This is a genomic window from Planosporangium mesophilum (genome assembly GCF_016863255.1).
GTDB classification, from domain to species: Bacteria; Actinomycetota; Actinomycetes; order Mycobacteriales; family Micromonosporaceae; genus Planosporangium; species Planosporangium mesophilum.
The window spans coordinates 138,430-155,740 of the sequence record NZ_BOON01000019.1; the positions used below are offsets into that span (position 1 = coordinate 138,430).

Sequence of the window (17,311 nt, forward strand, 5' to 3'; positions counted from 1 at the left end):
TCGCGTACAAGGTGGGGCGGCTACCGGGTTCCCGGTAGCCGCCCCACTGGGCTGTTTTGCGGCCCAGGCCTCAGACGGACCAGTTCGTGTCTGCCACGTCTGTGATCAGCATCTGGCCGGGAGCGTGGGATATTGCGAATGGAAGCTTGGCCGCGACCGCAGCAGCCTGGGGCGTGACGCCGCAGGCCCAGAAGACGGGGACGTCACCGTCACATGTGATCGGCGCATCGCCGTAGTCGGGCTGGTCCAGCGCTGCTATGCCGAGCCCTGCCGGGTCACCGACATGTACCGGCGCGCCGTGCATGCGCGGATACCGGCTGGTGATCTGCACTGCGGTGGCGACTTGAGCGGCGGGAATGGCTCGCATGGAGACCACGAGTGGACCCTGTATCCGCCCGGCTGGCCGGCAGAGTCGATTCGTACGGTACATGGGCACGTTCTTACCGCTGCTGAGGTGCCGTACTGGAATGCCTGCATCGAGCAGTCCCTGCTCGAAGGTGAAGCTGCAGCCGATGAGGAAGGCTACGAGATCGTCGCGCCAGTATTCGGTGGCGTCCGTCGTTTCGGCGACGAATTCGCCGTGCTTGTAGACGCGGTAGGCCGGCAGGTCGGTGCGCAGATCAGCGCCTTCGGCCAGGCTGGTGCGCGGGTCGCCAGGTTCGGTCACGTCGAGCACCGGGCAGGCCTGTGCGTTGCGCTGGGTAAAGAGCAGCAGGTCGTAGGCGTACTCCCGGGGTACCGCGATGAGGTTGGCCTGGGTGGCGCCCGCGCACCATCCACTGGTGGGAGTGCTGAGCCCAGTCCGGAACACAGCGCGGGCTGCGGCCGGCGTCAGGGCTGCGGGGTCGGCGGGAGTTCCGGTGATTGTCTGCACGAAAGTCACCTTGTCCTCGATTGGTGGATGGAGCGGAAACGCAGGGACTGGCCGGGACGCAGCTGGGCCGCCCGGTCAACGTCGGCGTCCACGACGACCGCGATCACCGGATAGCCCCCGGTGACCGGGTGATCGGACAGGAACAGGATGGGCAGCCCGGTCGGTGGTACCTGAAGCGCGCCACGCACCATTCCCTCGCTGGGAAGCTCGCCGCAGATGGCCCGCGCCAGCGCGGTGCCGCTCAACCGCATGCCGACCCGGTTACTGTCCGGGGTCACCGTCCACGAGGTCCGCAGCAGCGTGTCGTGGGCCTCGGGGGTGAACCAGTCGTCTCGCGGTCCCAGGCTGACATGGAGGGTCACCTCGCCGTGCGGTGGGTCGGGTACGGGTGCCATGTCGACGTTAGGAAAGGTCGGCGGTGCCGCTCCGACCGGAAGCAGCGAATCGGCGGCGACGACGGCGGGACCGAGTCCGGCCAGAACATCAGTGGATCGGGAGCCGAGCACGGGCTCGACGTCGATGCCGCCGCGCACGGCCACGTAGGTCCGAAGGCCGGCGACCGGCGTGCGTAGGCGCAGTACCTGCCCGCTCTGCAGGGACAGCACGCTGTTGTGTCCGACCGGACAGCCGTCCACCGTGGCGTCACATCGGGCACCAGTCAGCGCCATGATGACCGCTCGGCGCGCGCGCAGCTGCAACCCACCGAGGACCACCTCGAGCGCCGCCGCGTGCTCGGGGTTGCCGACGAGGCGGTTGGCCAGGCGTAGCGAGCGACGGTCGGCTGCCCCGCTCGCGCCGACGCCCCAATCGGCGTAGCCGGGCCGGCCGAGGTCCTGGATCGTGGTCAACGGACCGGCGGACAGCACCTCGAGCACCGCAGTCTGGCTCACCGGGCCGGCACCTCGACAAATCGCACACGAATCCCGGGAGCCAGCAGCGACGGTGGGTTCCGCTGCGGGTCCCACATCCGCCGATGGGTGCGTCCGAGCAGTTGCCAGCCGCCCGGCGACTCTCGGGGGTAGATCCCGCTGAACTCCCCGGCCAGGCCGACCGCCCCGGCAGGCACACGGGTACGCGGGTTGGCCCGGCGGGGTACGTGCAACCGATCGTCTTCGCCGACGAGGTAGCCGAAGCCTGGGGCGAAGCCTGCGAACGCGACGGTCCACGTCTGGCCGGTGTGTGCCGCCACGACGCCGCGTTCACCGAGCCCGGTCAGCCTGCCGACCTCGTACAGGTCCTCACCGTCGTATATCACCGGGATCTCGACGGTGCGGGCCTCGCGCTGGCGTCCGGTCCCCAGCCGCACCGCGGCGACCGCCCGCGTCACCGCGTCGACGCCAGTCTGCCGGGAATCGACGCGCAGCAGCAGGGTGCGCGCGGCGGGTACCAGGTCGACCACGCCGGGCGGCGTGTCGCCGACCAGCTCCGCGTGCAGTGCCAGAACCGCGTCGAGGTCGTCGAGCTCGACCAGTACGGCGGAGTCGCCGCACGGCAGGAACCGCATGCTCATCGGTGGTCGACTCCGACGGCGAAGGCCCGCAGCCGGATGCCGGCGGCGGTCAACGCCGCACGTACCGCCCGGGCCATCGCCACGGCGCCCTCGCTATCGCCGTGCAGACAGACCGAGTCGGCGGTAAGGCGCACGGAGGTGCCGTCGACGGCAATCACCTCGCCGTCGACCGCCATCCGCACCACCCGCCGCGCCACCTCGCCGGGGTCGTGCAACACCGCGCCGGGCTCCCGCCGCGACACCAGCGTGCCCTCCCGCGTGTACGCCCGGTCGGCGAACGCCTCACCGACGGTCGCCAGCCCGGCCTCAGCGGCGGTCTTCAGCAGCACGGAGCCGGGCAGGCCGAGCAGTGGCAGGCGATCGTCGTACTCGCGCACCGCCTGTACGACGGCTGCCGCCTGGGACTCGTGGTGCACCACCGTGTTGTAGAGGGCTCCGTGCGGCTTGACGTAGGTGACCCGGGAACCGGCGACGCGGGCGAGCCCGTCGAGGGCGGCGATCTGATAGAGCACCGCGTCGGTAAGCTCGCCAGGCTCCATATCGATGAAGCGCCGGCCGAACCCCAGCAGGTCGGGGTAGCCGACCTGGGCTCCGATCGACACGCCGTTGCGGGTCGCCTCCTTGCAGGCGTACCGAATCGTCGTGGGGTCCCCGGCGTGGAAGCCGCAGGCGATGTTCGCGCTGGTGACCACCGCCAGGAGGGCGGCGTCGTCGCCGAGGCGCCACCGACCGTAGGACTCGCCGAGGTCGCTGTTGAGGTCGATCGTGGGCTGTGACATCGGATCAGGCAGGCAGCGGCGCCGTGGCGAGGACACGTGCTCCGGCCGGGGTGATGAGCCCGTCGACGGTCACCAGCTCCGCGTCGGCTTCGATCCTGTCGACGCTGAACGGCACGTAGGTGCCCCACGACGATCGCTGGACGTTCTCATTGCCCCGGGCCTGTCCGCACGGCCAGCCGTAGCACCACCACAGCGTGCGGCTGCGGGTGTCGAGCAGTTCGCTGGAGATGGTGCCCATCTGGGTGCCGTGGCTGCAGATGGACTTCGCGCGACCGGCGTCGTCGACGTCGGCCCGGTCGTGGTCGCCGAGCACCTCGGCCAGCGCCGCCCCGGTTCCGGCGCCGAGCATCGTCCAGGAGCGCTCCGAGCGCTCCGGGGAGGCCGACTCGGCCGGCCAGTTGTCCGGTACGGCATCCGGGCTGGTCTGCCAGACGTTGGTGCAGGCGATCGCCCCGTCGCGGGACTTGGTGAGGGTGAGTCGACCGCCGGAGACCTCGGCGATGACCGGCTCACCGTGCCGGTCGCCGATCAGGTAGTTGCCGGTCAGGATCTGCCCGGCGCGCTGCTCCATGAAGCGCAGCGCCTCGTCGACGGTCGCCGCCGACGCCAGCATCTCCCGCGTCCAGGTCTGCGGGGGAAGGCTGTCGTCCTTCACGATCGGAGTGTCCGAGTGCTCCGGAACGTAGGCGTACGTGAACGCCAGCCCCGCGGAGTTGACCCCGCGGGTCACCATGCCGTCCCAGGCCACCTCCTGTCCGGGGCAGAGCACCTCCACCGCGACGTACGAGTACGGCGTGGCCACGCAGGAGATGACGTGGTTGGTCACGTCGTACGGGTTGTCGCTGTTGCTGGCCAGTACCCACTGGGCACCGGTGTGACGACCGACGAGAGTGCACATCAGCGCTCACCAACCTCTGCGGTGACGGCGGGAACCGTCAGGGGAAAATGACAGGCCAGTACCCGGTCGGGCATCGCTGTGAGGGCCGGGATCTGCTCCCGGCACAGGTCCTGGGCGCGCGGGCAGCGCGGGTGGAACCGGCACCCGGGCGGCGGCGACGTGGGGTCGGCCGGCTCGCCCAGCGCCAGCACGTCGGGCAGCCGCCCGATGTGGCGCGGGTTGGGCATGGAGTGCAGCAGCGCGGACGAGTACGGGTGCATGGGCTGCTCGTAGTAGGCCGCGGCCTGCGAACTCTCCATCACGGTGCCGTTGTAGAGCGTCACGAGGTTGTCGCAGACGTCGCGGATCAGCGCCAGGTCGTGCGACACCATGACCAGGGTCAGCCCGTCGTTCGCCGACAGGTCCCGGAACACGTCCATCACCTGCGCCTGGATGGACACGTCCAGGGAGCTGACCGGTTCGTCGGCGATCAGCACCTCGGGCCGCGGCGCGAGGGCCCGCGCGATCGCCACCCGCTGGCGCTGTCCGCCCGAGAGCTCCCGGGGGTAGCGGCCGAACAGCGACTTGGGCAGCCGGACCTGATCGCTTAGTTCGGTGAACCGCCGGGCCACCTGCGCGGGGTCGGTGACGCCGTGCGTGTGGAGGGCTTCCCGCAGGGTGTCCTCCACGGTGTACCGGGGGTCCAGGCTCGAGGTCGGGTCCTGGAAGACGAACTGTACCTTGCGCCGGAACGCCCGCATGTCCTGTTTGGACATCCGGGTGAGGTCCTGGCCGTGGAAGAGGACCTGCCCGCTCGACGGGGCGTCGAGCGCGCCGAGCAGCCGGGCGAGGGTGGACTTGCCCGACCCGGACTCCCCCACGATGCCGGTGGAACTGCCCTTGGCGATCGACAGCGAGATGCCGTCGAGGGCGTGCACGGTGGTCTTCCGGCCCCGGCTGCCCGACACGAAGTGCCGGCTGACGTCGGTGAGCGTGTACACCGCCGCGTCCTGGTCGACCGGGGTGTCCGACGCGGCCGCGCCGTGCTCCTCCCGGACCACGATCGGATCTCCGGCCTCCACCGGGTCGGGCAGGCTCGGCGCCGCGGCCAGCAGCGTCTGCGTGTACGGGTGCTGCGGGTCGCCGATGATGCGTGCGGTCGGGCCGGACTCGACGACCTCCCCGTTGCGCATCACCGTGACCTCGTCGCAGAGCCCGGCGACCACCCCGAGGTTGTGGCTGATGAACAGGAGGCCCAGCCCGTCGTCGGCGAGTCGGCGCAGCAGGCGCAGGATGCCCGCCTGCACGGTCGGGTCCAGTGCTGTGGTGGGCTCGTCCGCGATCAGGATCCGGGGCCGGTTGGCCAGCGCCAGGGCGATCATGGCGCGCTGGCGCATGCCGCCGGACAGCTGATGCGGGTAGCGGCGCGCCTGCGCCTCCGGTTTCGGCAGGCCCACCTCGCCGAGCACCTCGATGCAGCGCGCTTTCGCCTCCGCGCGCCCGACGCCGTGGTCGCGAAGCGAGTGGACGATCTGGGTGCCGATCGACAGCCCCGGGTGGAAGCTGCTGAGCGGGTCCTGGAAGACCATGGCGATCGACGGACCGCGCAGCGTCCGGCGGTCGCGCTCGGGCAGCGTGAGTATGGCCTGCCCGTCCACGGTGATCTCTCCGCCGACCGCCTCCACGCCGGGTGGCAGCAGGCCCAGGCAGGCCAGCGAGGTCATCGTCTTTCCGCTGCCGGACTCACCGACCAGTCCGACGACCTGGCCTTCGGCCACGCTCAGGGAGGCGCCTCGGACGGCCTGGGTGCGCTCGCCCCCTCGCCCCGCCTCGACGACCAGGTCGCGTACCTGCAGTCGCATCGAACTCATGCAAGCCTCATCACGGTGTCGGTGTCGATGTCGATGCCGGTCTGCGCGGCGTCGACGGAGCGCTTCCTGCCGCTGGCGGCGCTCAGCCGGTCGCGGACGCTCTCGCCGGCGAGCGCGAAGCACACGACCGTCAGGGACAGGACCAGGCCGGGGAAGACACTGATCCACCACTGTCCGGTGGGCACGTAGTTGGCTCCGCCTGAGATCAACGCGCCCCACTCCGGCGTGGGCGGGCGGACACCGGCGCCGAGGAAGCTCAGCGCCGCGGTCAGCAGGATGGCGCCGCCCAGCGCGACGGACGCGTTGGCCAGCGTGCTGTCCAGCGAGTTGGGCAGCACGTGCCGCAGCAACGTGGCCCGCTCGCTCAGCCCGACCGACCGGCAGGCCTGCACCAGCCCGCCCCGCTCGGCGCTCTTGAGCGAGGCGCGGAGCAGCCGGGCGAAGACGGGCACGTTCACGAACGCCACCGCGGCGATCACGCTCGGCATGCCCCGGCCGAACGTCGCGACGAGGGCGAGCCCCAGGATCACGACAGGGATCGACTGCACGAGGTCGAGCAGGCGGTCCACCGCCTTGCCGAGGATGCCCAACGGCCGGCTGCCGCCGAACGAGTATCCGGCCAGGACGCCGAGCACAATGCCCACCACCAGCGACAGCGCGACCGCGGCGAGCGCGATCAGCAGGTCGGTCCGGTATGCGGCCACCGTCACCGAGAACACGTCGAGGCCCGAGGCGTCGGTGCCCATGGGGTGGCTGATGGAGGGTGAGATCAGCACGTCGGCGGTGGGCCGCTCCGGGTCGTAGGGCGTAATCCACGGCCCGGCCACGGCAAGGATCAGCGACAGGCCCCCCACCAGCACGGCGAGACGCCGACCGACCTTGTTCACGTCGATCACGGTTCCTTTCGGTGACGAAGGGCGGTCAGTCGCGCAGCTTCGGGTCGAACACGGTGTGCAGCACGTCGCCGAGGGCGTAGACGACGGCGGTGAACGTGCCGGCGACGATCACGAAGCCCTGCACGGCCGCGTAGTCGGACTGGGTGACCGCCGCGACGCCGTACTGGCCCAGGCCGCCCCAGGAGAAGACGGTCTCGACGAGGACGGCTCCGCCCAGGAGGAACACCACCGTGGACGCCAGCGCGGTGATCAACGTCGGCGCGCCGTGGTGCAGCACGTAGGCGATACGCCGCCAGGACTTGATTCCCCAGGAGTTCGCGAAGCGCATGAAGTCGCTCTGCATGGTCTGGGTGGAGACCGCCGACATGATGCGCACCACGGGTGCGGTGTAGACGATCGCCAGGGTCAGTACCGGCAGCAGCAGGTGCAGCACCGCGTTGCCCGCAGCCTCCCCCTCGCCCGCCAGCATCGCGTCGATGAAGGCCACACCGGTGACGTTGTCGACGAACATCCGGGCGTCGAGTTGGCCGCTGGGCGCCGCTCCCAGTCCGAACTGGGCGTACAGCAGCGAGATCAGCGCCAGTCCGATCCAGAAGTCCGGTACGGCGCCGGCGAGGAAGCCGTACCCGCCGATGGTGCGCCGCGCCACTCCCCTGGGCCGCGCCAGGAACCACCCGACGAGGCCGAGCGTGAGCACGATGATGACGACCAGCGACAGCAGGATCAGCGCCAGCGTCGCCGGTGCCCGCTGGAGCAGGTCGGTCGTGACGCTGTTGCCGGTCTGCACCGATTTGCCGAAGTCACCCTGTACGGCGTGGGTCAGGAACCGCCAGTACTGCGTCCAGATCGGCTGGTCCAGTCCGAGATCGTGCCGGATCGCCGCCACCTGCTCGGCTGTCGCCTGGGACCCGGCCAGCCGGAAGGCCGGGTCCCCTGGCATCAGCCGCGACAGGAAGAAGACGATCGTCACGACGCCGAGGACCTGCAGGGGCAGAACCGCGAGGCGGCGAAGGATCAGCCTGCTCATGTGTCAGCTTTCCCGTCCGTACTAGGCCGGCTTGATGTCCTCGAAGCGCACCCCGTTGTTGGGGTACCAGGTGAGGCCGGAGACCCCTGCCGAGTGCGCGACGTGCCAGCCCGGGTTGGCGAGCAGGACCCACGGCTGCTCGCGCATGTAGATCTCCTGCGCGGTCTTCGCCAGGGCGTACCGGCGCTCGTCGGCCGCCTCCACCAGCATCTGGTCGACCAGCTTGTCGAACTCCGCGTTCGACCAGGCGCCGACGTTGTTGAACGCGGTGGACTTCCAGTACACGCCGAGCGCGTAACCGGGGTCCGCGACGAACGGCCAGTTCGTCACCAGGTACGCCTGGCCCTTGCGGCTGTAGAGCTTCTCGGAGAACGTCGCCTGGGGCAGCCCCTCGAGCTCCACGGTGATGCCGAGGTCGCCGAGGGCGGCCTTCACGATGGGCGCGATCAGCGGGTCGTCGTAGTTGGTCGTCTCGTAGCTGAGCGTCAGCTTGAACCCGCTCACACCGGCGTCGCGCAGCAGCGCGCGGGCCTTGTCCATGTTGGTGGAGTAGGACCAGTACTCGTCGGTGTAGCCGGGGTACGACGACGGCAGCGGGCTACGAACGGCGGTCGCGGTACCGAGGTAGACACTGGACAGGATGTCCTCGTACGGCATGGCGTAGGCGATCGCCTGCCGCACCCGGTAGTCGCCGAGCGGGCCGTACTTGGTGTTCAGCTGCATCGACTTGATCTGGTTGGCCTGGTAGCTGGTGACCTTCAGCTTGGCTGCCTGCGCCTGCTTGAGCTGCGGCGGCGTGAGCTTGACGGCGATGTCGGCGTCGTTGCCCTGCAGCAGCGCCATGCGGTTGGCGCTGGTGGGCACCGCGTTCCAGACCACCTTCGAGTAGGCCGGCGCGCCCTTGAAGTAGTTCGGGTTCGCCTCGAGGTTGACGAACCGGCCCTTCTGCATCGACTTGACGGTGTACGGACCGAAGCCGGCCGTGTTCTGCGACAGCCAGTCGCGGGCCCACGGGTCCTGCGCGGTCGCGTGCGCCTTGGCGGCGACCGAGTCGAACAGTCCGGCGTAGAGCTTGGCCGCGTTCACCTTCAGGAAGATGGGGCTGGGGCTGGGCAGGCTGAAGCGCACGGTGCTCGCGTCGACCTTCGTGATCTGACTCGGGTCTGTGATGCCCATGGCGTTGGTCATGAAGGCGCCGGTCTGCTTGAGCGCCAGGCTGCGCTGGTACGACCAGACGACGTCATCGGCGGTGAGGGTGTTGCCGAGCGCCGACTTGACGCCGCTGCGCAGGTGGACCGTGTAGGTGCGCAGGTCGTCGGAGACGTCCACGCTCTCCGCGAAGCCCATGTCGATACCGCCCTTGGTGCCGCGGGCGAGCATGTCGGCGATCAGCACGCCGTTGGGGCCGGACACCTTGTTGAAGCCGAAGACGTCGCCGCCGTAGCAGTTGGCGACGATGCTCTCGCCGGTGTCGACGGCGCCTCCGGTGTCGGTGTCGAAGCTCGGCGGCGTGTCGGAGTCGGCGTACACCAGGGTCTTGTTGCCACTGCTCTTGCCGGATGAGGAGCCGCCGCCGCACGCAGCGAGGGCCGACAGAGCCCCGGCGCCGAGGGCGCCTTGAAGCAACGTACGGCGCGAGACCTGAGGAAGATCCATGCTTATGCTGCCTTTCGCGGGATAATGGGCACAAACGGCTATTTACGCCGCTACCGGTCGGCGGGTAACCCGAGATCGAGCGATGCGGCAGCCAAGACACCTCCCGACATCCCGGCGGCTGCTACGCCAGTGAGCCTGGACACTACAGATTGCTCAACAATCCCTCAATCATCTTTTTGAACGAGTCTCCGATAGTTCCTTTTGGACGGCTGTGACAAGCTGGACGCCCGGCGCACCGCGCGCGCCGCGGCACGAAGGCTGGAGGAGCCGTGGAGAAGCTGCTGGAGCCTCAGCCCGGTTGGGTCGACTCGCTCAGTGAGACCCGGTCGGCGCTGGCCCGCCTGAGCACGGCCGAACGGGTCGCGGACGTCCTGCGCACCCACCTGATCGAGGGACGGATCCTCCCCGGAACCCGCCTGTCCGAAGACACCATCGCCGGTGCGCTGGCCGTATCCCGCAACACGCTGCGCGAGGCCTTCCGGCTTCTGGCGCACGAACGGCTTCTCGTGCACGAACTCAACCGGGGCGTGTTCGTGCGGCAGCTGACCGTCGACGACGTCATCGACCTCTACCGCGTCCGTCGCATCCTCGAGTGCTCCGCCGTACGGGCGACCGCCCAGTACACGCCTGGCGTGGTGGCCCGCGTGCGGGCCGCCGTGCACGAGGGCGAAACCGCCGCACGGGACGGCGGATGGCAGGAGGTGGGCACCGCCAACATGCACTTCCACCTCGCGCTGGCGGCCCTCTCCGGCAGCCCGCGGGTCAACGAGCTCATGCACCAGCTACTCGCCGAACTGCGCCTGGTGTTCCACGTGATGGCCCGCCCCCAGCAGTTCCACGAGCCGTACCTCGGCGACAACGCCCGCATCTGCGGCCTGGTGGAAGCCCGCGAGGGCGAGCGCGCAGCGGCGGCCCTGGCCGATTACCTCGACCGGGCCGAACAGCAGCTCGTGCACGCCTTCACCGCCGGTTAGAGACGTGGGTACGTGTGCCTTCTGTACACCTGAGGCAGGTTTCGCGTTGCGGGCAAGAGCGCTCAGCGCAGTTCGATGCGCCGTCCTCGGTGAGCTGACCATCGACAGCGAGCGCGGCTTTGGGTGGCTCCGACGCCCCCGTGTTTGTCGAAGGACCTGATCCGCGACCGTGACAGCCGCTGCACGGACGCCGTCGACGCGGTCTTCCACGCCGAGGGCATCGCCACTGTGAAGACCGGCATCCGCGTCCCGCGCATGAAGGCGATCATGGAGCGCTGGGTGCGGACCTGCCGATCCGAACCCTGATCGTCAACCGGGCTCATCTTCTCCACGCGCTCCGTGAGCCGGCAACGTCGAGTCCGTGGAACGCCATCTCGGCGCTCCGGCCACCGGGTAACCGCGTCACCCTGGGGTAGCTGCCGCAGTGGATCCGGTCCGCCCAGGCTTCCCTCGGAGGTGACTGTGAAAAGAGGACTGCAGGCGGTGTACGCCACGCTGCTCGCGCTCCTTGCCTCGCATCTCATCCTGGCGCATCCCGCGCACGCGGCCTCCGGACTGCGGGTCAAGGACGGCCGGCTGGTCGAGGCCAACGGCCAGGACCTCGTCCTGCGCGGCGTCAATCACTCGTACAGCTGGTACGCCAGCCAGACCAGCGGGGTGTTCGCCGCCATCAAGGCCGCCGGCGCGAACTCGGCGCGGCTGACGCTGTCCATCGGCCATCGCTGGAAACCGGCTACCACGGCCGCCGACGTGTCCTCCGCCATCTCGCTGTGCCAGCAGCACCGGCTCATCTGCATCCTCGAGGCGCACGACGCGAGTGGCTACGGCCAGCAGCAGGGCGCCGCCACCCTCGACGAGGTCGTCGGGTACTGGATCAGCATCCGCGGTGCGCTCGCCGGACAGGACAACTACGTCATTCTCAACGTCGCCAACGAGCCGTTCGGCTACCACATCACGTCGACCTGGACCCAGGACACGATGCGGGCGATCGGGCGGCTGCGCGCCGCGGGGCTCCAGCACACGCTCATGGTCGACGCGCCGGACTGGGGCCAGGACGACTTGTTCACCATGCGCGACAACGCTCCGAAGGTGCTGGCCGCGGACCCGGCCCGCAACACCGTCTTCGACATCCACATGTTCGGCACGTTCAACACCCCGGCGAAGGTCCAGTCGTACCTCCAGTCGTTCGTCGCGCGCCGGCTCCCCATCGTGGTGGGGGAGTTTTCGAGCAACCACCCGTACGGCAAGCCCGCGACCGACGCGGTCCTGCAGTACGCCCAGGCGTACCGCATCGGATTCCTGGGCTGGTTGTGGAGCGGCGACACCGAAGCGGCCTACCTGGACATGGTGAACAACTTCAACCCCAGCCTCCGCACCCCGTGGGGCGCCCGGTTCCTCACCGGCGTCAACGGCCTGCGTACGAACGCCCGCGAGGCGACCGTCTTCGGCGGCGCGGCGAGGCGGACGAAGCACAGGTGGAACTGGTCCGACCTCTGGCCGTGGTCGATGGCGCAAGCCGCCGCGGTCCGTCCCGTCCCGTCCCGGCGTAGCCGCCCCCTCACCCGGCGCCCCCGGCGTGCACCCGAAGACCCCGCGCCTGGCGGCGGCCGTGCGGGCCGGGGCTCCCGGACGCCCGTCGGCGGCCGCCGACGTGACGACGCACCACGCGAGCAGGGTGTTCAGACCCGGTGAGTCAGTCCTCGTGGAGGTAGACGCCGCCGCGGAACAACGAGATCACCGCGATCCTCGCCGACGGCGGGATCACGGTCGTGCGCAGCGGCGTCCAAGCCCCCCGAATGAACGCGATCATGGAACGCTGGGTACGGACCTATCCCCCGTGAACTGCTCGACCGGGACCCTGATCTGCAACCAGCAACATCTCCTGCACACCCTGCGCGAGTACGAGACGTTCTACAACGCACACCGGCCACATCAGGGCATCGCCAACGCCCGACCACCCGCAGCGCTACCCGAACCGATCACCAGCCTTGACCAGCTCGCCCGGATACGCATCCGCCGACGCGATCTCGTGGAGCTGCTGCACGAGGACCGGATCATCGCCACCACCAAGGCGTACATCGAGTTGCACTCGCGGCCCGGCACGACCCCTCTTGTTCTGCCCGGTGTGGACCCATCTCAGGTCCAGCCCGGTCACGTCGTACGTGCCGCTCGCCAGTAGAAGACGCCGGATATGAATCACCCGATTGTAAGGTCCGGCCAGGCTCAGCAGTTGCAACGTCCGGCGTTTGCCAACTGCCGTACGGGTGGCCGCCCGGCCGACAGTACGGCATGGTTGTTGTCACCGCTGTTGTCAGCCTCTCGACGCGTCTCTTGCCGGTAGCTGCTGGCCTCAGTCGCCACTGTGGCCGACGAAAAAGATCACCTCGGGCGTTCCGCCTCGGTGTCCGACGATGTACGTGCCACGCCAGCGGCCGTACAGGTCCAGCTTGCCCGGCCTACGTCCAACTGGACGGCTTTGACTCCTGCTGCCGCGTCGACGGCAGCAGGAGTCAACGATCCTCTGGCGGTTCCGGCGCCGTCCCGACTCCCGGATGCCCGTCCCAGGCTCGGCTCAGCCATCGGGCGCCGGGGCCGGCAGGCCGGTCCGGCTGGTGCGCGCCGTGTGTCCGGCGCCAAGGCCCCAGCTGACGATCCGGGTCGGTCGGATCCGGATCAGGGGCTCGGGGCCGTCGACCGCTTCGGCTTGTCCACGGACCTCGACCCCGCGGGGCTGCCACGGCGGTAGCACGTCATCGATGACGATGGCCGCCCGCCCCGTGGCGGCGACGTCGCGGAACTTCTTGGTGTTTGCAAAGTTTCGCCCGGTGACCGTGATGGTCTCGCCATCGGTGTCCAGTCGCCAGCCGACCGGCGCGATGTGCGGCATGCCGTCCGGCCCGACGGTGGCGAGCCGGCCGAGCAGGCGCTCGCCCCGCAGGTAGCGCAGTTCCTGGTCGGTGAACATGCTCATCGTCGTCCCCTCCTTGATGCCCGGTCCTACCCGCGCACCGCAACGATCCGACGCATGCTCGGCACCAGGACCGCGGCGACCGCGACGTGCATTAGGGCCAGGAATGCGCGTACACCGGCGCTGGCCTGCACCGACAGGATCGGCGCGAACGAGGCGACCAGCGCGGCCAGTGCCAGGGCGGTCCACAGCGTGCGCGCCCGCCGGGTGACCCGGCGCAGGACGGCCAGGGCGGCCCAGCCGACGAGTCCGGCCGCCAGCGCCGTGCCGGCGACGGCCGGCAGCGCCACGACCATCGAGGACTGGCCGGGCGGGGTGACCCGCAGGTCGGTGCCGCTGAGCCAGGCGGCCAGCCACACCGCGACCGCGGCGCCGGTGGCCGCGACGACGGCGAGGGGGGCCGCTGCCGCGGCCCGGGTCGGACGGGATGTCGTGGCGGACGTACCGGTGACGGTCATGGCCTACTCCCTGGATCGCGGAGAAAACTTCACATGATGTGCAGTTAAAAAGTACACGCACTGTGAATTATTCTGCAAGGGTGAACGTCATCGAGGAGCCACGGAACGCCCGCAGCCGCCGCACCGTAGCGGCGCTGATACACGCGGCGCGCGAGCTGATCGAACACGAAGGGTTCGCCGCGCTGACGATGACCGCGGTCGCTGAGCGGGCCGGAGTGACGCGGCGCGGCGCGTACCTGCACTTCTCCAGCCGCACGGAGCTGCTCGCCGCGCTCTACCGCGACCTCGGCCAGGCAGAGGATCTCGCGAACTCGCTGCAACAGGTCTGGGACTGTCCCGACGCGGCCGCCGGGCTCACCGAATGGGCCGAGCACATCGCCCGCTCCCACCCCCGCATCCTCGGCGTGCTCCGTGCCGTCGAACGCGCCCGCTACGACGACCCCGACGCCGCCGAACTGTGGCGCACCGCGCAGGGCAACTGGCTCAAGGGCAGCCGGCGACTGATGCACTGGCTCGCCGACGAAGGCCGGCTCGGCCCGCGCTGGACCGTCGACACCGCCGCCGACATGATGTGGGCGCTGATGTCCATCGACGTGCTCGACCGGCTCCACAACGAACGCCGCTGGTCCACCCGACGCGTGGCAGAGCACCTCGCCGCACTGTTTCACGCCACCTTCACCGCGACGCCAGCCACGCCTGCCGACGACCGCTGAACCAGCGCACTACTTTCGGCAGATCCGTGCGTTCAGGCTCCGCCGACCTGCCCTAAGTTCTAGACCACCTGTCGCACATCATCTGGCGGAAATGTCGCGGATCAGTTGACGGATCACACTGGTACGACACCACCACCGGCCGCTTCACCCAACAAGACAGCCTCAACACTCGTGGGATTCCACAGAGGTTGGTTCACAAGCGGCTTCGACAGCTGAGGGGCCGGCCGTCGAACAGGAGAGACAGAAGGTGGACGCGATGACAACGGGACGCGACGTTCCAACCCCCATCAGACTGCGGTTTCAGATGGTCATGGCTGCGTTGATGGTGCTGCTGGGAGCCGTGGGCCTCTTCGGTTCCTACTGGACCGGAAGCCTGCTGGCGATTGCCCTCGGCGCTGTGCTCGGCGTAGCGACGTGGCGGCAACTCCGAAGACTGGGCAGCCCAGGGGGGTACCGCAGCAGCCGTAAGGATTAACGGTCATTCCGGTACCTGCGTAGTCCACTTGCTACGGAACTCGTTCCGGTACGCGGCCGCCAGGACAGGGACAAGATCGTCAATGCGCTGCGGCCGGTCTACACCGCGCCGACCGAGGACGCGGCCACCGAGCGGTTCATGAAGTTCGCCGACGCGTGGGGCACCAAGTACCCGGCGATCGTGAAAGCTGTGGTCGGACGCGTGGGCGCAGTTCGTGCCGTTCCTGGCCTTCGACGTGGAGATCCGCAGGGTCATCTGCTCCACCAACGCGATCGAAAGCATCAACGCACGCATTCGCAAGGCCGTCCGCGCCCGCGGCCACTTCCCGAATGAGGCCGCCGCCCTCACGTGTGTCTACCTGCCCTGATGAGCCTGGACCCCACCGGCGCCGGCCGCCGGCGCTGGACCATGCGCTGGAAGGCGCCATTGAACGCGTTCCAGATCGCGTTCGAGGGCCGACTCACCCCGGCCAACAACTGACCAACCCAACCAAGATCAACCGTTAACTTGACACTCCCAGGTGAGCACGGTGATGACGTCGGTGGGATGGTAGGCGACGTCCGGGCGCCCGGGCGCGCTCTGGACATGCGCGGACCAGCGGGCATGGATGGGGATCGCTCCGGCGGCCAGGGCGCAGCTCAGGTCGGTGTCGGCATCTCCGACGTACGCGGTCGCCGAGGCGGGGACGCCCAGGAGGCGGCAGGCGTCCACGAGACCGTCCGGGGCGGGTTTGGGGTTGGCGACCTCGTCGCCGGTAACCACCACAGGAAAGTAGTGGTTCAAGCCGGTGTACGTCAGCATCATGTCGGCGACCCGGCGGGTGGCGCTGGTGTATACCGCGAGCGTCCTGCCGCTGTGGCGCAGCGCTTGCAGGAGTTCCAGGACACCGGGGAACGGCCGGGTCGACTCGGCTGCGACGGCGACGTGGTCGTAGAAGCACTCCAGGTCGCTGCCGGTGACGGTCCGACCCAGAAAGTGGGTCAGGACCACCGGAGCAGGACCGAGATGCCATGACGCGATGAGCTGAGCGAGAGTCAGGTCCGGGCCGCCGAGCTCGCCGATGGTCGCGACGTAGGCATACGGCACCGAGGTCATGGTGTCGAGCAGGGTGCCGTCCAGGTCGAACACCACCGCCTGGACGGTCACCCGACGTCCCCGGTGCGCGGGGAGACCGACACGATGTGGCCGAGGACGGCGGTGTAGTCCAGCTCACCGAGCCCGCCGGCCACGGCGTCGGCCAGCCACGCGGCCACGGCGCCGGCGATCCGCAACTCGGCGCCGCCGCTTCGGGCCGCATCGGTGATGAGGTCGGCATCCTTGCGGGCAAGACGCAACGCGAACCGAGGCGGGAACCGACCGGTTTCGATGGCGTCACGACGTCGCCGTGCCTGCGCGGCCAACGGTGTCGTATCCAGCAGGCGCCAGAGCGTGTCGCGGTCGATGCCCGACGCATCGGCCAGTGCCAGGGTCTCGCCGAGAAGGGCCACGCTGCCCATCAACGCGAAGTTGGCCACAAGTTTCGCCGCCGCCCCCGCGCCGGGCTGCCCCACATGAAGCACCTCCCCCAGTGACGACAGCACCGGCCGGCAGCGCTCCACGGTCTCGCCGAACCCACCGACCAGCAGCTTCAACGTCCCGGCCGCAGCCTCGGCAGTGCTCCCCAAAACCGGCGCATCCAGCACTGCGACCCCAGCCGGCAGCTCCGCCCCGAGCGCGGCCACGGCGGCGGGCCCGGTCGTGGAGAAGTCGACCAACGTACTCCCCCGCACGATGCCCGTCATGACGCCATCGGGCCCATGCACCACCTCGGCCACCGCGGCGGCATCCGTCACCATCAACGCCACCATCTCGGCCTCGGCTGCCGCCTCCGCAGCGGTCGCCGCCACCCGCACATCGGTGCGACCGGCCAGGACCTCGGCTCGCTGGCGAGTACGGTTCCACACCGTCACCCGATGACCGGCCTCCACCAGGCGCACGACCATCCGCGAACCCATCGAACCCAACCCGATCCAGGCCACAGCGGCCATATGTCCCTCCCTGCCCGCTCCTGCCCAGGGACGCTACCGACCCCTTTTCCGCTGGGCAGCCGACCGGCAAGCGACTCTGCGACAATCTTGGCTCCCAGCCACGGAACACCGACGACAGGATGGGCTCCGAAGCCCGGCCGCACCACATACTTCTCGCGCGTCTGGTCGAAATCGATCGGCACCGCAGGGTTCCTGGTGTTGAGGTA

18 protein-coding genes and 1 pseudogene are annotated in these 17,311 nt (G+C 69.4%); 6 read left to right on the forward strand and 13 right to left on the reverse strand.

The features are described 5' to 3' along the window. Positions 1–70: 70 nt before the first annotated feature. The 9 genes from Pme01_RS11555 to Pme01_RS11595 are packed head-to-tail and all read right to left on the reverse strand — an operon-like array spanning position 71 to position 9,490. On the reverse strand, positions 71–874 hold the full coding sequence (locus tag Pme01_RS11555; protein ID WP_239088165.1) for a putative hydro-lyase: 804 nt from the start codon (positions 872–874) through the stop codon (positions 71–73). Between the two features lie 5 nt (positions 875–879). Next, positions 880–1,764 carry a 5-oxoprolinase subunit C family protein gene (locus tag Pme01_RS11560; RefSeq protein ID WP_239088166.1) on the reverse strand — a complete coding sequence of 295 codons (885 nt, stop codon included), beginning with the start codon at positions 1,762–1,764 and terminating at the stop codon, positions 880–882. Continuing rightward, on the reverse strand, positions 1,761–2,384 hold the full coding sequence (gene pxpB, locus Pme01_RS11565) for a 5-oxoprolinase subunit PxpB (protein WP_239088167.1): 624 nt from the start codon (positions 2,382–2,384) through the stop codon (positions 1,761–1,763). The genes Pme01_RS11560 and pxpB overlap by 4 nt, the downstream gene beginning before the upstream one ends. Next, positions 2,381–3,148: a LamB/YcsF family protein gene (locus Pme01_RS11570; protein WP_203935563.1), complete on the reverse strand. Its 768-nt coding sequence runs from the start codon at positions 3,146–3,148 to the stop codon at positions 2,381–2,383. Before Pme01_RS11570 ends, pxpB begins: the two co-directional genes overlap by 4 nt. A gap of 19 nt (positions 3,149–3,167) precedes the next feature. Further along, positions 3,168–4,061, reverse strand: a complete 894-nt coding sequence (locus tag Pme01_RS11575; RefSeq protein ID WP_168115359.1) for a C45 family autoproteolytic acyltransferase/hydrolase — start codon at positions 4,059–4,061, stop codon at positions 3,168–3,170. Next, positions 4,061–5,911: a dipeptide ABC transporter ATP-binding protein gene (locus Pme01_RS11580; RefSeq protein WP_168115358.1), complete on the reverse strand. Its 1,851-nt coding sequence runs from the start codon at positions 5,909–5,911 to the stop codon at positions 4,061–4,063. Before Pme01_RS11580 ends, Pme01_RS11575 begins: the two co-directional genes overlap by 1 nt. Further along, on the reverse strand, positions 5,908–6,798 hold the full coding sequence (locus Pme01_RS11585) for an ABC transporter permease (RefSeq protein ID WP_168115357.1): 891 nt from the start codon (positions 6,796–6,798) through the stop codon (positions 5,908–5,910). The genes Pme01_RS11580 and Pme01_RS11585 overlap by 4 nt, the downstream gene beginning before the upstream one ends. A gap of 34 nt (positions 6,799–6,832) precedes the next feature. Next, positions 6,833–7,834, reverse strand: a complete 1,002-nt coding sequence (locus Pme01_RS11590) for an ABC transporter permease (RefSeq protein WP_168115356.1) — start codon at positions 7,832–7,834, stop codon at positions 6,833–6,835. 21 nt (positions 7,835–7,855) lie between these two features. Continuing rightward, on the reverse strand, positions 7,856–9,490 hold the full coding sequence (locus Pme01_RS11595) for an ABC transporter substrate-binding protein (RefSeq protein ID WP_168115355.1): 1,635 nt from the start codon (positions 9,488–9,490) through the stop codon (positions 7,856–7,858). A gap of 269 nt (positions 9,491–9,759) precedes the next feature. Between Pme01_RS11595 and Pme01_RS11600 the strand changes: the two genes are divergently transcribed. The 4 genes from Pme01_RS11600 (at position 9,760) to Pme01_RS30895 (ending at position 12,643) form a co-directional block, all read left to right on the forward strand. Continuing rightward, positions 9,760–10,464 carry a GntR family transcriptional regulator gene (locus Pme01_RS11600; protein WP_239088168.1) on the forward strand — a complete coding sequence of 235 codons (705 nt, stop codon included), beginning with the start codon at positions 9,760–9,762 and terminating at the stop codon, positions 10,462–10,464. A 144-nt stretch (positions 10,465–10,608) separates the two neighbouring features. After that, positions 10,609–10,770 carry a hypothetical protein gene (locus Pme01_RS30890; protein ID WP_239088169.1) on the forward strand — a complete coding sequence of 54 codons (162 nt, stop codon included), beginning with the start codon at positions 10,609–10,611 and terminating at the stop codon, positions 10,768–10,770. Between the two features lie 156 nt (positions 10,771–10,926). Next, on the forward strand, positions 10,927–12,156 hold the full coding sequence (locus Pme01_RS11610) for a cellulase family glycosylhydrolase (RefSeq protein ID WP_168115354.1): 1,230 nt from the start codon (positions 10,927–10,929) through the stop codon (positions 12,154–12,156). Positions 12,157–12,301: 145 nt separating this feature from the next. Next, positions 12,302–12,643 (forward strand): hypothetical protein, encoded by a 342-nt coding sequence (locus Pme01_RS30895; protein ID WP_239088170.1) that lies wholly within the window; start codon positions 12,302–12,304, stop codon positions 12,641–12,643. 393 nt (positions 12,644–13,036) lie between these two features. Here Pme01_RS30895 and Pme01_RS11620 read toward each other — a convergent pair whose 3' ends face one another. Beyond that, positions 13,037–13,435 carry a PPOX class F420-dependent oxidoreductase gene (locus tag Pme01_RS11620; RefSeq protein WP_168115353.1) on the reverse strand — a complete coding sequence of 133 codons (399 nt, stop codon included), beginning with the start codon at positions 13,433–13,435 and terminating at the stop codon, positions 13,037–13,039. A 26-nt stretch (positions 13,436–13,461) separates the two neighbouring features. Then, positions 13,462–13,890: a DUF6069 family protein gene (locus Pme01_RS30900; RefSeq protein WP_168115352.1), complete on the reverse strand. Its 429-nt coding sequence runs from the start codon at positions 13,888–13,890 to the stop codon at positions 13,462–13,464. Positions 13,891–13,970: 80 nt separating this feature from the next. On the opposite strand from Pme01_RS30900, the gene Pme01_RS11630 reads away from it, so the two are divergent. Both Pme01_RS11630 and Pme01_RS11635 read left to right on the forward strand, forming a co-directional pair. After that, positions 13,971–14,603 (forward strand): TetR/AcrR family transcriptional regulator, encoded by a 633-nt coding sequence (locus Pme01_RS11630; RefSeq protein WP_168115351.1) that lies wholly within the window; start codon positions 13,971–13,973, stop codon positions 14,601–14,603. 488 nt (positions 14,604–15,091) lie between these two features. After that, positions 15,092–15,558, forward strand: a pseudogene (locus Pme01_RS11635) (transposase); the annotation flags it as partial. Positions 15,559–15,573: 15 nt separating this feature from the next. On the opposite strand, the gene Pme01_RS11640 reads toward Pme01_RS11635, so the two are convergent. Together Pme01_RS11640 and Pme01_RS11645 are read right to left on the reverse strand one after the other, a co-directional pair. Further along, positions 15,574–16,224: an HAD family hydrolase gene (locus Pme01_RS11640; protein WP_168115350.1), complete on the reverse strand. Its 651-nt coding sequence runs from the start codon at positions 16,222–16,224 to the stop codon at positions 15,574–15,576. After that, the gene (locus Pme01_RS11645; protein WP_168115349.1) at positions 16,221–17,105 is read right to left on the reverse strand and encodes an NAD(P)-dependent oxidoreductase; all 885 of its coding nucleotides are present in this window, start codon (positions 17,103–17,105) and stop codon (positions 16,221–16,223) included. Before Pme01_RS11645 ends, Pme01_RS11640 begins: the two co-directional genes overlap by 4 nt. Between the last annotated feature and the right edge of the window lie 206 nt (positions 17,106–17,311).

What these genes read in the sequence shown, in the direction of transcription:
- pxpB (WP_239088167.1), bottom strand. Translation starts at nt 2,384, where the DNA reads ATGAGCATGCGGTTCCTGCCGTGCGGCGACTCCGCCGTACTGGTCGAG.
- Pme01_RS11575 (WP_168115359.1), bottom strand. Translation starts at nt 4,061, where the DNA reads ATGTGCACTCTCGTCGGTCGTCACACCGGTGCCCAGTGGGTACTGGCC.
- Pme01_RS11580 (WP_168115358.1), bottom strand. Translation starts at nt 5,911, where the DNA reads ATGAGTTCGATGCGACTGCAGGTACGCGACCTGGTCGTCGAGGCGGGG.
- Pme01_RS11590 (WP_168115356.1), bottom strand. Translation starts at nt 7,834, where the DNA reads ATGAGCAGGCTGATCCTTCGCCGCCTCGCGGTTCTGCCCCTGCAGGTC.
- Pme01_RS11595 (WP_168115355.1), bottom strand. Translation starts at nt 9,490, where the DNA reads ATGGATCTTCCTCAGGTCTCGCGCCGTACGTTGCTTCAAGGCGCCCTC.
- Pme01_RS11620 (WP_168115353.1), bottom strand. Translation starts at nt 13,435, where the DNA reads ATGAGCATGTTCACCGACCAGGAACTGCGCTACCTGCGGGGCGAGCGC.
- Pme01_RS30900 (WP_168115352.1), bottom strand. Translation starts at nt 13,890, where the DNA reads ATGACCGTCACCGGTACGTCCGCCACGACATCCCGTCCGACCCGGGCC.
- Pme01_RS11645 (WP_168115349.1), bottom strand. Translation starts at nt 17,105, where the DNA reads ATGGCCGCTGTGGCCTGGATCGGGTTGGGTTCGATGGGTTCGCGGATG.